General features: G+C 44.4%; 11 protein-coding genes. 7 read left to right on the forward strand and 4 right to left on the reverse strand.

Translation table 11 applies throughout. From position 1 onward, the window contains the following. Positions 1 to 169 precede the first annotated feature (169 nt). The 5 genes from Bovatus_RS09970 (at position 170) to Bovatus_RS09990 (ending at position 8441) form a co-directional block, all read left to right on the forward strand. Positions 170 to 2287 (forward strand): prolyl oligopeptidase family serine peptidase, encoded by a 2118-nt coding sequence (locus Bovatus_RS09970; protein WP_004297998.1) that lies wholly within the window; start codon positions 170 to 172, stop codon positions 2285 to 2287. 200 nt (positions 2288 to 2487) lie between these two features. Then, positions 2488 to 3825, forward strand: a complete 1338-nt coding sequence (gdhA, locus tag Bovatus_RS09975; RefSeq protein WP_004297996.1) for an NADP-specific glutamate dehydrogenase — start codon at positions 2488 to 2490, stop codon at positions 3823 to 3825. 231 nt (positions 3826 to 4056) lie between these two features. Beyond that, on the forward strand, positions 4057 to 5220 hold the full coding sequence (locus tag Bovatus_RS09980) for a M24 family metallopeptidase (RefSeq protein WP_004297994.1): 1164 nt from the start codon (positions 4057 to 4059) through the stop codon (positions 5218 to 5220). Between the two features lie 82 nt (positions 5221 to 5302). Then, on the forward strand, positions 5303 to 6865 hold the full coding sequence (locus Bovatus_RS09985; RefSeq protein ID WP_004297992.1) for a sulfatase family protein: 1563 nt from the start codon (positions 5303 to 5305) through the stop codon (positions 6863 to 6865). A gap of 49 nt (positions 6866 to 6914) precedes the next feature. Then, complete coding sequence (locus Bovatus_RS09990; RefSeq protein ID WP_004297991.1) at positions 6915 to 8441, forward strand: arylsulfatase; 1527 nt, start codon at positions 6915 to 6917, stop codon at positions 8439 to 8441. A gap of 466 nt (positions 8442 to 8907) precedes the next feature. On the opposite strand, the gene Bovatus_RS09995 is transcribed toward Bovatus_RS09990, so the two are convergent. Beyond that, positions 8908 to 10341: a CCA tRNA nucleotidyltransferase gene (locus tag Bovatus_RS09995; RefSeq protein ID WP_004297989.1), complete on the reverse strand. Its 1434-nt coding sequence runs from the start codon at positions 10339 to 10341 to the stop codon at positions 8908 to 8910. Between the two features lie 95 nt (positions 10342 to 10436). On the opposite strand from Bovatus_RS09995, the gene Bovatus_RS10000 reads away from it, so the two are divergent. Further along, a complete protein-coding gene (locus Bovatus_RS10000; protein ID WP_004297988.1) occupies positions 10437 to 11273 on the forward strand; it encodes an outer membrane protein assembly factor BamD in 837 nt (278 codons plus the stop codon). 222 nt (positions 11274 to 11495) lie between these two features. On the opposite strand, the gene Bovatus_RS25485 is transcribed toward Bovatus_RS10000, so the two are convergent. Genes Bovatus_RS25485 through ruvA form a run of 3 tightly spaced genes read right to left on the reverse strand, consistent with a single transcriptional unit; the run spans position 11496 to position 13270 of the window. Then, positions 11496 to 11633: a hypothetical protein gene (locus Bovatus_RS25485; protein ID WP_004297987.1), complete on the reverse strand. Its 138-nt coding sequence runs from the start codon at positions 11631 to 11633 to the stop codon at positions 11496 to 11498. 40 nt (positions 11634 to 11673) lie between these two features. Next, positions 11674 to 12666, reverse strand: a complete 993-nt coding sequence (locus Bovatus_RS10005) for a DUF3843 family protein (RefSeq protein ID WP_004297985.1) — start codon at positions 12664 to 12666, stop codon at positions 11674 to 11676. A 1-nt stretch (position 12667) separates the two neighbouring features. Next, entirely contained in the window at positions 12668 to 13270 is a 603-nt protein-coding gene (gene ruvA, locus Bovatus_RS10010) for a Holliday junction branch migration protein RuvA (protein WP_004297984.1), read from the reverse strand. Positions 13271 to 13457: 187 nt separating this feature from the next. Between ruvA and Bovatus_RS10015 the strand changes: the two genes are divergently transcribed. Beyond that, positions 13458 to 14357, forward strand: a complete 900-nt coding sequence (locus tag Bovatus_RS10015) for a diaminopimelate dehydrogenase (RefSeq protein ID WP_004321792.1) — start codon at positions 13458 to 13460, stop codon at positions 14355 to 14357. The last annotated feature ends 86 nt before the right edge of the window (positions 14358 to 14443 follow it).

Genomic DNA, 14443 nt, shown 5'->3' on the forward strand with positions numbered 1-14443 from the left:
AGTCATTCTCCTTTCTTATTTCAAATCGTCTATCTGCAGAATCACATTTTGCAAAGTTAATTCTTTAAATCTCATTTTCCACCATCTTCTTTATAAAGTTTACTTGTTTATCTCTTATTATTTTGTAGATTTGTAACTTTAAGTTTATTCAAAAAGACTTTTTATTCACATGAAAAAAGTAACTTTATTAATGAGTGGAATCATGGTGATGTCATGCGCTCCCCAACAGAAAAAGCTAGTCTACCCCGAGACGGCAAAGGTAGACACCGTAGACGTGTACTTCGGTACACAAGTTCCCGACCCTTACAGATGGCTGGAAAATGACACCAGTGCAGCTACTACTGCCTGGGTAGAAGCACAAAACAAAGTAACGAATGAGTATCTAAGTCAGATTCCATTCCGGGAAAACTTGTTGAAACGATTGACCACACTGGCCGATTACGAGAAGATCAGTGCGCCAATCAAGAAACATGGCAAATATTACTTCAGTAAAAATGATGGCCTGCAAAACCAGAGTGTATTCTACGTACAGGATTCACTGGACGGCGAGCCTCGCGTTTTCCTCGACCCGAACAAGCTCTCGGACGATGGCACAGTGGCACTGACCGGTCTTTACTTCTCAAACGACGGCAAATATACCGCTTACAGTATCTCACGCAGCGGATCGGATTGGTCTGAAATATTTGTCATGGACACTGAAAGTGGCAAGTTATTGGAAGAGCACATCGAATGGGCCAAATTTACCGGTGCCGCCTGGCAGGGAGACGGCTTCTACTACAGCGCCTACGATGCTCCCGCCAAAGGAAAAGAATTCTCCAACGTAAACGAAAAGCACAAAATCTATTATCACAAAATAGGTGAACCGCAATCGAAAGATAAACTGATTTATCAGAATCCGGCTTATCCGAAACGTTTCTATACAGCCAGCACCAGCGAAGACGAACGTATTCTCTTCCTCACAGAATCCGGTGCCGGAAGAGGCAACAACTTATTTATAAGGGACCTGAAAAAGCCGAATTCTCCTTTTATCCAACTGACTACCGACCTCGACTACCAATACTACCCGATTGAAGTGATCGGCGATCAGATGTATATTTATACTAACTATGGCGCACCGAAAAACCGGATCATGGTAGCCGACATCAACCGTCCGAAACTGGAGGACTGGAAAGAACTCGTTCCCGAATCGGAAGCCGTTCTTTCAAACGCAGAAGTGATCGGTGGCAAACTGTTCCTTACTTACGACAAAGATGCTTCGAATCATGCATACGTTTACGGCCTCGACGGCAAACAAATTCAGGAGATTCAACTGCCGTCACTCGGTTCCGTAGGCTTTAGCGGCAACAAAGACGATAAAGAATGTTTCTTTGGATTCACTTCATTCACCATTCCGGGTGCCACTTACAAATATGATATGGACCAGAACACCTACGAACTATACCGTGCACCGAAAGTACAGTTCAACTCGGATGATTTTGTGACGGAACAAGTATTCTTTGCCAGCAAAGACGGTGTAAAAGTCCCGATGTTCCTTACCTATAAGAAAGATCTGAAGAAAGACGGCAAAAATCCTGTATTCCTCTACGGATACGGTGGTTTCGGCATCAGCCTCAACCCGGGTTTCAGTGCAATGCGCATCCCATTCCTCGAAAATGGCGGTATCTACGCACAAGTCAACCTGCGTGGTGGCAGCGAATACGGTGAAGACTGGCACGTAGCCGGAACTAAGATGCAGAAGCAGAATGTATTCGACGACTTCATCTCTGCTGCCGAATATCTTATCAACGAAAAATATACGAATAAAGACAAAATCGCCATTGTAGGTGGCTCCAACGGTGGTCTGCTGGTAGGTGCCTGCATGACACAGCGTCCGGACCTGTTCCGTGTAGCAATTCCGCAGGTAGGCGTGATGGATATGCTTCGCTATCATAAATTTACTATCGGTTGGAACTGGGCAAGCGATTACGGAACAAGCGAAGACAGCAAAGAAATGTTTGAATACCTCAAAGGCTATTCTCCATTGCACAACCTGAAACCGGGCACGAAATATCCGGCAACACTAGTGACCACTGCCGACCATGACGACCGTGTGGTTCCCGCCCATTCATTCAAGTTTGCCGCTACGCTGCAAGCAGACAACGACGGTACAAACCCGACACTAATCCGCATCGACAGCAAAGCAGGTCACGGTGCAGGCAAACCGATGGCAAAAGTACTTGAAGAACAGGCAGACATTTACGGTTTCATCATGTACAATTTGGACATGAAGCCGGATTTTAAGAAGTAAAAAGTACAAAGTATTAAATTCAGGTATCAAGTATTAAGTATTAGCACTGAATACTTGATACCTAATGCTTTTTCTACTATCATTTTATCATTATTTAATCAAAATAATGGCATAAAATCAATCACATCTGAAAAATTTTCCTATATTTGCAGTGAGTTAGTTGACATTTTATCAGAATTAACCTTTTAAAATATAGTATCATGAACATCCAGAAAATCATGTCCTCTTTGGAGGCTAAGCATCCCGGTGAATCTGAATATCTTCAGGCAGTGAAGGAAGTTCTTCTTTCTATCGAAGATATATACAATCAACATCCTGAATTTGAAAAAGCTAAAATCATAGAAAGATTGGTAGAACCTGACCGTATCTTCACTTTCCGTGTGACATGGGTAGACGATAGAGGCGAGGTACAGACCAATCTCGGCTATCGTGTACAATTCAATAATGCGATAGGCCCATATAAAGGTGGTATCCGTTTCCATGCATCCGTTAATCTTTCCATTTTGAAGTTCCTCGGTTTCGAACAAACATTCAAGAATGCACTGACTACCCTGCCTATGGGTGGCGGTAAAGGCGGTTCCGATTTCTCTCCACGCGGTAAGAGTGATGCTGAAATCATGCGTTTCTGCCAGGCATTTATGCTGGAGTTGTGGCGTCATCTCGGACCGGACATGGATGTGCCTGCCGGTGACATTGGTGTAGGAGGACGTGAAGTGGGCTATATGTTCGGTATGTACAAAAAACTGACTCGTGAATTTACCGGTACATTCACCGGCAAAGGATTGGAATTCGGCGGTTCATTGATTCGTCCGGAAGCTACTGGTTTCGGAGGACTGTATTTTGTCAACCAGATGCTTCAGGCAAAAGGGATCGATATAAAAGGTAAGACAGTGGCAATCTCCGGTTTCGGCAACGTTGCCTGGGGAGCAGCTACTAAAGCTACCGAACTGGGTGCAAAAGTGATTACGATTTCCGGTCCGGACGGATATATCTACGATCCGGATGGTATCAGTGGTGAAAAAATTGACTATATGCTCGAACTTCGTTCTTCGGGTAACGATATTGTGGCTCCTTATGTCGAACAGTATCCGAACGCAACCTTCGTAGAAGGAAAACGCCCGTGGGAAGTGAAAGCAGACATCGCACTTCCTTGCGCCACCCAGAACGAATTAAATGGAGAAGATGCTCAAAATCTCATAAAAAATGACGTACTTTGCGTCGGAGAAATTTCCAACATGGGATGTACCCCTGAAGCTATCGATCTTTTCATTGAACATAAGACGATGTATGCTCCCGGTAAAGCGGTCAACGCAGGTGGTGTAGCCACTTCCGGTCTGGAAATGTCTCAAAACGCAATGCACCTTAGCTGGAGTGCCGCCGAAGTGGACGAAAAACTCCATGCAATCATGCACGGCATCCATGCACAATGCGTGAAATACGGCACGGAACCCGACGGATACATTAATTATGTGAAGGGTGCCAACATTGCCGGATTTATGAAAGTAGCTCACGCAATGATGGGACAAGGCGTTATTTAAGGACTTTGTTTAGTTGTATTTGTATTTGTGGTTTGCGCTGCTCGTCTCCTGTGACAGGACGCGGGTAGCGCTATTTTTTTGAGATTAACATTATTTTCGCTGGAATTAATTATCTTTGTAGCATGATAGGTTAAATAATAGTTTGTGAATTTGTTATATGCGATAAACAACTCACAACTAATAATTTACCATTATTGGTTTTGTAATTAATAATCAAGTAATAAATAAAAAATGCTACAACCCGAATTGAAATTTCGCCGTGACAAAATTCGCAGTCTGATGGTGTCGCAGGGCATTGACGCCGCACTTATCACGTGTAATGCAAATTTAATTTACACGTATGGCTGTGTAGTCAGTGGCTATCTTTACCTCCCCCTTCATTCGCCTGCACTATTATTTTTTAAACGTCCTAATAACATCACAGGAGAGCACTCATTCTCTATCCGCAAACCGGAACAAATTGTTGATCTGCTGAAAGAACAAGGATTACCGATGCCAACCAAACTGATGTTAGAAGGTGACGAACTTCCTTATACGGAATATTGTCGTCTGGCCGGTCTCTTCCCGGAAGCGGAAGTGGTAAATGGTACCCCGTTGATTCGCCAGGCACGCAGCGTGAAAACACCTGTAGAAATTGAAATGTTCCGCCGCTCCGGCATTGCTCATGCAAAGGCTTATGAGCAGATTCCTGGTGTTTATCGTCCCGGTATGACGGACATTGAATTTTCCATCGAAATAGAACGCCTGATGCGCCTGCAAGGTTGCCTCGGAATTTTCCGGGTATTCGGACGCAGTATGGAAATATTCATGGGTAGCGTACTGACCGGAGATAATGCCGGTTACCCCTCTCCTTATGATTTTGCCTTAGGCGGTCAGGGACTTGATCCTGCCTTGCCGGGAGGAGCAAATAAAACTTCGTTAAAAGAGGGACAAAGCGTTATGGTGGACTTAGGTGGCAACTTCAACGGTTACATGAACGATATGAGCCGTGTATTCTCCATCGGCAAACTGCCCGAAGAAGCTTACACCGCCCATCAGGTTTGTCTGGATATCCAAGAAAAAATTGCTTCCATTGCCAGACCGGGTATTGCCTGTGAAGTGCTTTACGACACAGCAGTCGAAGTGGTCAAAGCAGCCGGATTTGCCGACAAATTTATGGGAACAGGACAACAAGCCAAATTTATCGGTCACGGCATCGGGCTTGAAATTAACGAAGCTCCGGTACTGGCTCCCCGCATAAAGCAACAATTAGAACTGGGTATGGTCTTTGCCCTCGAACCGAAAATCGTTATTCCGGGTGTAGGTCCCGTAGGTATCGAGAACTCTTGGGTAGTGACCAACGAAGGAATAGAAAAACTGACGAACTGCAATGAAGAAATCATTGAATTAAGTTAAACAGACGATGAAAAAGATGTGTCCGGCAAAGAACAGGCACATCTTTTTCTACTAATAATAACACACTTAACCCCCAAAACCAATGAAACAACCTTTCATTCTAACCCTTGTATCCTCTGTTGCCTGTGCTGCAACAGCCGCCAATAAAGCACCGGAAAACACCACACCGACAAAGTCAAAAACACCCAACGTTGTATTTATCTACGCCGACGATCTCGGCTACGGCGATCTGGAATGTTACGGAGCTAAAAACGTACAGACACCCAACGTCAACCGACTGGCAAAATCGGGAATCCTTTTCACCAATGCTCATGCAACAGCCGCCACCAGCACCCCTTCCCGCTACTCCATGCTAACCGGAGAATACGCATGGCGCAAAGAAGGAACGGATGTAGCGGCAGGAAATGCCGGAATGATTATCCGTCCCGAACAATACACCATGGCAGATATGTTCAAAAGTGTCGGTTACACCACTGCCGCAGTAGGCAAATGGCATCTGGGACTCGGAGATCAAACCGCCACTCAAGACTGGAATGCTCCGTTACCGTGCGCACTGGGCGATTTAGGTTTCGACTATCATTACATTATGGCAGCCACAGCCGACCGTGTACCCTGTGTATACATCGAAAACGGGAAAGTAGCCAACTATGATCCGAGTGCTCCCATCGAAGTCAGTTATCAAAAGAACTTCGAGGGTGAACCTACCGGAAAAAGTAATCCTGAATTACTTTATAACCTCAAGCCAAGTCACGGTCACGACATGTCGATCGTTAATGGAATTTCACGCATCGGTTTTATGAAAGGCGGTGGAAAGGCGCTCTGGAAAGACGAAAACATTGCTGATTCACTTACCACACACGCCATTCAATTCATCGAGGAAAACCAAAACAAACCTTTCTTTCTCTACTTTGCCACCAATGACGTACATGTGCCCCGCTTTCCTCACGACCGTTTCAGAGGAAAAAATCCGATGGGATTAAGAGGCGATGCTATCGTACAGTTCGATTATTGTGTCGGTGAAATCCTGAATACACTCGAAAAACTGGGATTAAGAGAAAATACACTCATTATTCTTTCAAGTGACAACGGCCCGGTAGTAGACGACGGATACGATGACAAAGCAGAAGAACTACTCAACGGTCATAGTCCTGCGGGACCACTACGGGGCAACAAATATAGTGCCTTTGAAGGAGGAACCCGTATTCCTGCCATCGTCAGCTGGCCTGCAGGAGTAAAAAAAGGAATGACTTCAGACTTATTGGTTTCACAAGTGGACTGGCTCGCCTCTCTCGCTTCCCTGACCGGAGCTACGATGCCTAAGAATACCGCACCGGATAGTTACAACTATCTGGGAAGTTGGCTGGGTAAAGAAAAGACAGACCGCCCGTGGGTAATAGAGCAGGCTTCCAATCACACGCTTTCTGTCCGCACCAAAGACTGGAAATACATCGAACCGAATGACGGACCGAAAATGATTCAATGGGGACCGAAGATAGAAACCGGAAACTCTAAAGAACCCCAGCTTTATAAGATGAAAGAAGTGAAAGAGGTAACCAACTATGCAAAGAATATGCCGGAGAAAGTGGCAGAACTGCAAAGTATCCTTCAAAGCGTACGCGAAGGAAAGGACTTAATCGGGAAATAATTCCAGATATGAAACACTGAAACGCTTTTATTTTAATGACAACAATATCATGAATTATCAATCAATCCCGTTGATAGGCAGTGCCCTGCTCCTATCTACCCTATCTGCCAACGGACAGAAAAAAAATACCCAGCCCAATATCCTCTTCATCCTTTGTGACGATATGGGATATGGAGACTTAGGATGCTACGGTCAACCATTTATCCGTACCCCTCATATAGACGCCATGGCCGGTGAAGGAATGCGTTTTACGCAAGCATACGCAGGAAGTCCCGTCAGCGCCCCTTCCAGAGCTTCATTCATGACAGGACAACATTCAGGCCATTGTGAAGTACGAGGTAACAAGGAGTACTGGAAAAATGCACCGATCGTGGAATATGGACAGAATAAAGAATACTCAATAGTGGGGCAACACCCTTATGATCCCGACCACGTAATCCTGCCGGAGATAATGAAAGATAACGGCTATACCACAGGTATGTTCGGTAAATGGGCCGGAGGTTACGAAGGTTCCTGTTCCACTCCCGACAAACGGGGGATAGACGAATACTACGGTTATATCTGTCAGTTTCAGGCTCATCTTTATTATCCCAATTTCCTGAACCGTTATAGTAAAGCGTTGGGTGACACCGGAGTGGTACGTGTAGTGATGGATGAAAACATCCAATATCCGATGTATGGTCCCGACTACCTGAAACGTCCGCAATATTCGGCCGACATGATTCACCAGAAAGCATTGGAGTGGCTGGATCAGCAAGACGGCAAACAACCGTTTTTCGGCGTATTGACTTACACCTTACCTCATGCGGAACTCGTTCAGCCGGAAGATTCTATCCTGAATGAATACAAAGCTAAATTCAACCCGGATAAAGAATTTAAGGGAAGCGAAGGCTCACGATACAACGCCATCACGCATACACACGCCCAATTTGCCGGAATGATTACCCGCCTGGACTATTACGTGGGCGAAGTTTTGAAAAAACTGAAAGAAAAAGGACTGGACGAAAACACATTGGTTATTTTCTCCAGTGACAACGGCCCTCACGAGGAAGGCGGAGCTGATCCTACTTTCTTCGGCAGAGACGGAAAACTACGCGGACTGAAACGTCAATGTCACGAAGGAGGAATACGTATTCCATTTATCGCCCGTTGGCCGGGACACATACCTGCAGGCGAAGTAAACGATCACATCTGTGCATTTTATGATTTAATGCCGACGTTCTGCGAAGTTATCGGTATCAAAGACTACGAAAAGAAATACCGCAATAAGGAAAAAGAAGTCGATTATTTCGATGGGATTTCTTTCGCTCCTACACTGCTGGGTAAAAATAAGCAAAAGAAACATGACTTTCTGTATTGGGAGTTTGATGAAACAGACCAGATTGCCGTACGCATGGATGATTGGAAAATGGTAGTGAAAAAAGGAACACCGTTCCTCTATAATCTAAAAACAGATATTCATGAGGATCATGACATAACACTCCAACATCCGGATATCGTGGAAAAGATGAAGGCTATCATCTTTGAACAACATACTCCGAATCCTCATTTTTCGGTGACGTTGCCCAAACGATAAACACACAGATAAAGAAATAATGAGTAATCAGCAGTTGGAAAGCAAGTTATCATTCATTCCTATACGGTTTTCACCACAGAGGACACGGAGGGTACAGAGGTGAATCTTGTTCATGCCGGTACTGAAATGAACTAATTTCGAGCTTGTGCAGATTTATTTTTGATACCTAATGGGGTTATGGCTAATGATACATGAATTTATTCGTCTGACAATTGTTGTTCTTTCGTCTGACAATTGTCAGACGAAAAAGAAACAGCTGTCAGACGAAAGTTCAACAACTGTCAGACGAATAAATCTATGTATGATGAATATTAAATCATCGCATATTACCAATTAAATCTTAGAAGAACTAAGATTAGTTCATTCCTGCCTTGTTTTACTCCAATTCAACTACTGATTCGCATAAATCAGTGTCTGAATACTATAGGATTACGATGCCTGATTTTATATCTGTTCCGTCCTTCTATCAGCGAATAGGCGTCATTCCCATCTTCTTTGCCCGTTCCAGCATGAAAGCATGAGCCGCCTCATATTCATTCGGAATCACTCCATCCAAGATTGCATCTTTGATAGCACTCTTCAAGACTCCGACCTCACGACAAGGTTCCAAGCCGAAAATCTCCATAATTTCTTCTCCGCTCACAGGTGGCTGGAAATTACGGACACGGTCTTTCTCTTCCAAATCCTTCAGTTTCTGTCGAACCAACTGGAAGTTATTCAGGAAACGCTGTTTACGTTCCATATTCTTGGAAGTAATATCCGCTTCACAAAGCATCATCAAGTCGTCAATGTCATCACCCGCTTCAAAGAGCAGACGACGTACAGCCGAGTCTGTCACGACATCATCTGCGATAACGATCGGGCGCATGTGCAGGCTGACCAGCTTTTGTACATACTTCATCTTCTCATTCATCGGCAACTTCATCTTGCGGAAGATATGCGGAATCATCTTTTCACCGATAAAGTTATGATTATGGAACGTCCATCCCGCTTTAGGCTCCCAACGTTTCGTGGCAGGTTTGGCAATGTCGTGCAACAAAGCAGCCCAACGCAGCCAAAGGTTATCAGTCTTCTTGCTGATATTATCCAGCACTTCCAACGTATGATAAAAATTATCCTTATGGGAACGTCCGTTCCGTGTTTCCACACCCTGCAAGGCAGCAAATTCCGGAAAAATCAACGGCAGCAAACCGCTACGCTCCAAATCAATAAATCCTTTTGAGGGGATTGGAGAAAGAATAATCTTATTCAGTTCGTCCGCAATACGTTCACGGGATATAATTTCAATCCGTTCCTTATTCCGGCAAAGCGATTCGAAAGTATCATCGTCAATGTAAAAACCCAATTGCGTAGCAAAACGGATGCAACGCATCATGCGCAAGGGATCATCGCTGAAAGTAATATCCGGGTCGAGGGGAGTGCGGATTGTCTTTTCCTTCATATCCTCCAAACCTCCAAACGGATCTACCAATTCACCAAAACGTGCTTTATTGAGACATACGGCCAGAGCATTGATCGTGAAATCGCGACGATTCTGATCGTCTTCCAGCGTGCCGTCTTCAACAATAGGTTTACGCGAATCCCGTTGATAAGATTCTTTACGTGCACCAACAAACTCTACTTCCGTGCCTCTATATTTTACTTGTGCTGTTCCGAAATTCTTGAAAACAGAAACATGAGCACCACGTCCCAACTGTTTTCCAAGGGCTTCCGCCATTGCAATTCCACTTCCTACAACTACTACATCTATATCTTTAGAGGGACGTTGCAGAAAAATATCACGAACATAACCACCTACCACATAACACTCCATACCGAGTGTATCAGCCGTTTCGGCTATCTGTCCGAAGATGGGTTCGCTAAAATGCTGCTTCAATTCCTCTTGAGTCAACTCTATCATTCTTTTTAGTTATAAGTTTTGAGGGGACAAAATTACAAAAATAAGGGATATATTTGTATTTTTGCCGCTAATAAAACCAGTAAATAGAATTTGTGATGAAAAAACTGATTATCCTCTTTTGTGGTACGCTGGCATTAGCTGCCTGCGGAAATGGCCTTGAGAAAAAAGCCAATGAAAAACTGATGGTTGCCAAGGCTGCCTACGAACGTGGCGACTATGAAGAAGCTAAGTTACAAATTGACAGTATCAAGATTCTCTATCCCAAAGCGTTCGAAGCACGTAAGGCGGGACAGGCACTGATGCTCGATGTTGAAACAAAGGCACAGCAAAAAACGCTTGCTTACCTGGATAGCGCCTTTCAGGCAAAGACAGAAGAATTCAATGCCATCAAGGACAAATTCAAACTAGAAAAAGATGCCGAATATCAACAAGTCGGCAACTATCTCTGGCCTACACAGACCATTGAAAAGAATATGCACCGTTCGTACCTCCGCTTCCAAGTGAACGAGCAAGGTATAATGAGTATGACTTCCATCTACTGTGGTGCCGGCAATATTCACCATACAAAAGTGAAAGTGATTGCTCCTGACGGCAGTTTTGCAGAAACTCCAAGCTCCAAAGACAGCTACGAGACAACGGATATGAACGAGAAAATAGAAAAAGCTGACTACAAACTAGGGGAAGACGGAAATGTGATCGAATTCCTGAATCTCAATAAAGACAAAAATATCCGTGTGGAATATATAGGCGACCGCACCTATAAAACGACAATGAGTCCAACCGACCGCCAGGCCGCAGCAGGTGTTTACGAATTAGCACAAATCCTCTCGGCCATGGAACAGATTAAAAAAGAACAAGAGGAAGCCAACCTGAAAATCGGATTCATCAATAAGAAGAAAGAACGGAAAGCACAGGAAGAAATTACCGATTAGTAAAAGGAAAGCCATCCACCAGAAAAAGCCATTGGTTAATAATAAAATAGACGGGAATAGTTGTTATTTTTCATAAACGACAACTATTCCCGTCAAATGCATAATGAGACTCTTAATCCTCTGCGTGAGAGAAAAGGCGTTTCCTGGTAGGGAGAAAAGGCGTAGTCTGCCATCATCAAACGGCGTAGCCTGATAACCAAAAACGGCGTGGTCTACACGCCTTTATTTTATCCTTCTATTCAACTGATTATTAGCCTTTTCCTGCTTTGATTTTCCGACCCGTTTTCCGGTCGTCTTCTTTTTACCGACTGCAGACTTTGTCTTTCCGGCAAAAGGATTGTTACTTTTTTTGATTAACATAGACAGCACTTATATAAACAGTACTTATTTCTTATAATTCTTATTCTCCTTCGTAATACTCACCCAAAAACCAGCGAGCCACAAAATCCCAGTTTTCCTGCAATAACTCCTTTCCGTTCTCAAACGGGAACTGTGCTTCCGGCAACAAATCGTGTTCCATTCCATATTTCAGCAGATCGAACGGACACAAACCTTCTTCACAAAACAGCTCGTATGCTTCCTCTTCAGCCAGTTCGGCATTGTAGAGCGGATTACGTTTGTCTGCAAAATATTCGGCTACATCAGGACCGATCAACAACCCTTTCGGATTGGCAAAAACCACAAAGTTACCGAACTCCTTTAAGTCAGGCAACAAAGAATCCTCTTCATCTTCCCACTTCAACGACTGCACAAAGAAATATTTCAGCGCTTCGTAAGAGTCAAAGTATAAAAGCGGTTCACCTTTGCTCGCTTCAAGGAAACGTTCTACGTTCGTAGGCATCTTTTCTCCCGGCAAAGCTACCGGCAGAGGCATCCGCTTCTTTTGCATCAGCTCCGTTTCCATCAGCCAGTCCGTTGCCAGATAATCGCTGATAGGAGCCAATTCGAACGCAGCATCCAAACGGTTGTAAAGCGTATCCGCAAACTCCAGCAAATCCGCATCCATCGGGTTCTCTACTCCATCAAAATCATCGCCAACCGGAGAATTGATGGCCCACAAAAGGAAAACAACATCTTCACGGTTAATTTCGTCCGGCAAATATTCCTCCGTCAGTGCGTAAAAAGGCAAATAACGTCCGTAGCTTTTCCGGTGCCAATGAATAAACTGACGCCAATTTCCTCCGTCTGCTACGCAATCTTCCAAATACAAGGCACACGTCAAAGCCACTCGCTTCTGGTCTTCCTCCCACTCTCTCCCACCGTATATAAAAGAATCTGCCACCAACGGCAATAGCTGGTTAGCGAAATCCAGATACCATTCATCCGTATCCACTGCTTTTGCACGACCATGAGCGTCCAGCCATGCTTTCATATATATCTTCTGTTGCTTCATACTACAAACGTTTCAAAGCCAGTTTGATAACCTTTTCTACCGGAGCATCCGGCTCCTCCTTCAAGATAGCCAGCACCACCTTCTGTGAAGGTGCAGCAGCAAAACCTAGCATCGTCAATGCAGACACCGCCTCTTCCTGCACTTCCGCATTGGCAGGTTGCAACAACAAACCTGCGGAAACCCCTCCGGCAGCAGACATACCCATTGTTTTTATCTTATCTTTCAGGTCGACAATCACGCGTTGCGCAGTCTTCAGCCCGATGCCTTTCACCGTTTTCAACATGTTCGCATTTTCGGTGCTGATTACGTTCACCAGTTCGGCAGGCGAGAGAGCCGAAAGAATCATACGAGCCGTGTTCCCCCCGATTCCGGAAACGGAAATCAATAATAGGAAAATCTCCCGTTCCTGTTTCTCGGCAAATCCGTAGAGCACATACGCATCTTCACGAATCGCCTCGTAAATATATAGCTTACAACTTTTCTTTCCCTGAATAGCCGAATAGGTATTCAAAGATATATTGGCGGCATATCCCACCCCATTACAGTCGATCACCGCGGTTGCCGGACTTAGTTCGGCAAGTTCGCCTCTAATATATTCTATCATAACAGGGACAAAGATAAAACTTTCTCACCACAGATTACACTGATTTTCACAGATTATTCTTTTGTACATTAGATATGAAGAATATGAAAAAAATAAAAATATTAAAGCAGATGAACCAAAGTTAGTAGTAATTTGTTTACTTTTGCAAGCAAAAGAAAGAAATTTGTTCATTAAAACCAAGAAAAGAATGAAAAAAGTAAGAGCTGCCATCGTTGGTTATGGCAACATTGGACATTATGTACTTGAAGCGCTTCAGGCGGCACCTGATTTCGAAATAGCCGGAGTCGTTCGTCGTGCAGGAGCAGAGAACAAACCGGAAGAGTTAGCAAACTACGCAGTAGTGAAGGACATAAAAGAGCTGGGAGAAGTAGACGTAGCTATTCTTTGCACGCCGACCCGCAGCGTAGAAAAATATGCAAAAGAATATCTGGCGATGGGTATTAACACGGTAGACAGTTTCGATATCCACACCGGTATCGTAGACCTGCGCCGTACCTTGAATGCTACCGCCAAAAAACATAAAGCCGTATCGATCATCTCTGCCGGATGGGATCCGGGAAGCGATTCCATCGTACGCACCATGCTGGAAGCAATTGCTCCGAAAGGCATCACCTACACCAACTTCGGTCCCGGTATGAGCATGGGACACACAGTAGCCGTAAAAGCGATTGACGGAGTGAAAGCTGCCCTTTCCATGACCATTCCGACCGGCACGGGAATCCACCGCCGCATGGTATACATCGAACTGAAAGACGGATATAAATTCGAAGAAGTAGCCGCTGCCATCAAAGCAGATCCTTACTTCGTGAACGATGAAACACACGTGAAACTCGTTCCGAGTGTAGACGCCCTGCTAGACATGGGTCATGGTGTAAATCTGACTCGCAAAGGTGTATCCGGCAAAACACAGAACCAGTTGTTCGAATTTAATATGCGTATCAACAACCCCGCACTGACCGCACAAGTACTGGTATGCGTGGCACGCGCTTCCATGAAGCAACAACCGGGATGCTACACGATGGTAGAAGTTCCCGTTATCGACCTTCTCCCCGGCGACCGCGAAGAATGGATCGGACATTTGGTATAATATATTTTATACATAAAACAAAATTAAAATAGAGAAAGGTGATACACCTTTCTCTATTTTTTTTATCTTTGTGAGCATACTACAAA

Source organism: Bacteroides ovatus (assembly GCF_001314995.1).
In the GTDB taxonomy this organism is placed as follows: Bacteria; Bacteroidota; Bacteroidia; order Bacteroidales; family Bacteroidaceae; genus Bacteroides; species Bacteroides ovatus.

What these genes read in the sequence shown, in the direction of transcription:
- Bovatus_RS09970 (WP_004297998.1), top strand. Translation starts at nt 170, where the DNA reads ATGAAAAAAGTAACTTTATTAATGAGTGGAATCATGGTGATGTCATGC.
- Bovatus_RS09985 (WP_004297992.1), top strand. Translation starts at nt 5,303, where the DNA reads ATGAAACAACCTTTCATTCTAACCCTTGTATCCTCTGTTGCCTGTGCT.
- ruvA (WP_004297984.1), bottom strand. Translation starts at nt 13,270, where the DNA reads ATGATAGAATATATTAGAGGCGAACTTGCCGAACTAAGTCCGGCAACC.
- Bovatus_RS09995 (WP_004297989.1), bottom strand. Translation starts at nt 10,341, where the DNA reads ATGATAGAGTTGACTCAAGAGGAATTGAAGCAGCATTTTAGCGAACCC.
- Bovatus_RS09980 (WP_004297994.1), top strand. Translation starts at nt 4,057, where the DNA reads ATGCTACAACCCGAATTGAAATTTCGCCGTGACAAAATTCGCAGTCTG.
- Bovatus_RS09990 (WP_004297991.1), top strand. Translation starts at nt 6,915, where the DNA reads ATGAATTATCAATCAATCCCGTTGATAGGCAGTGCCCTGCTCCTATCT.
- Bovatus_RS10015 (WP_004321792.1), top strand. Translation starts at nt 13,458, where the DNA reads ATGAAAAAAGTAAGAGCTGCCATCGTTGGTTATGGCAACATTGGACAT.
- Bovatus_RS10000 (WP_004297988.1), top strand. Translation starts at nt 10,437, where the DNA reads ATGAAAAAACTGATTATCCTCTTTTGTGGTACGCTGGCATTAGCTGCC.
- Bovatus_RS10005 (WP_004297985.1), bottom strand. Translation starts at nt 12,666, where the DNA reads ATGAAGCAACAGAAGATATATATGAAAGCATGGCTGGACGCTCATGGT.
- gdhA (WP_004297996.1), top strand. Translation starts at nt 2,488, where the DNA reads ATGAACATCCAGAAAATCATGTCCTCTTTGGAGGCTAAGCATCCCGGT.
- Bovatus_RS25485 (WP_004297987.1), bottom strand. Translation starts at nt 11,633, where the DNA reads ATGTTAATCAAAAAAAGTAACAATCCTTTTGCCGGAAAGACAAAGTCT.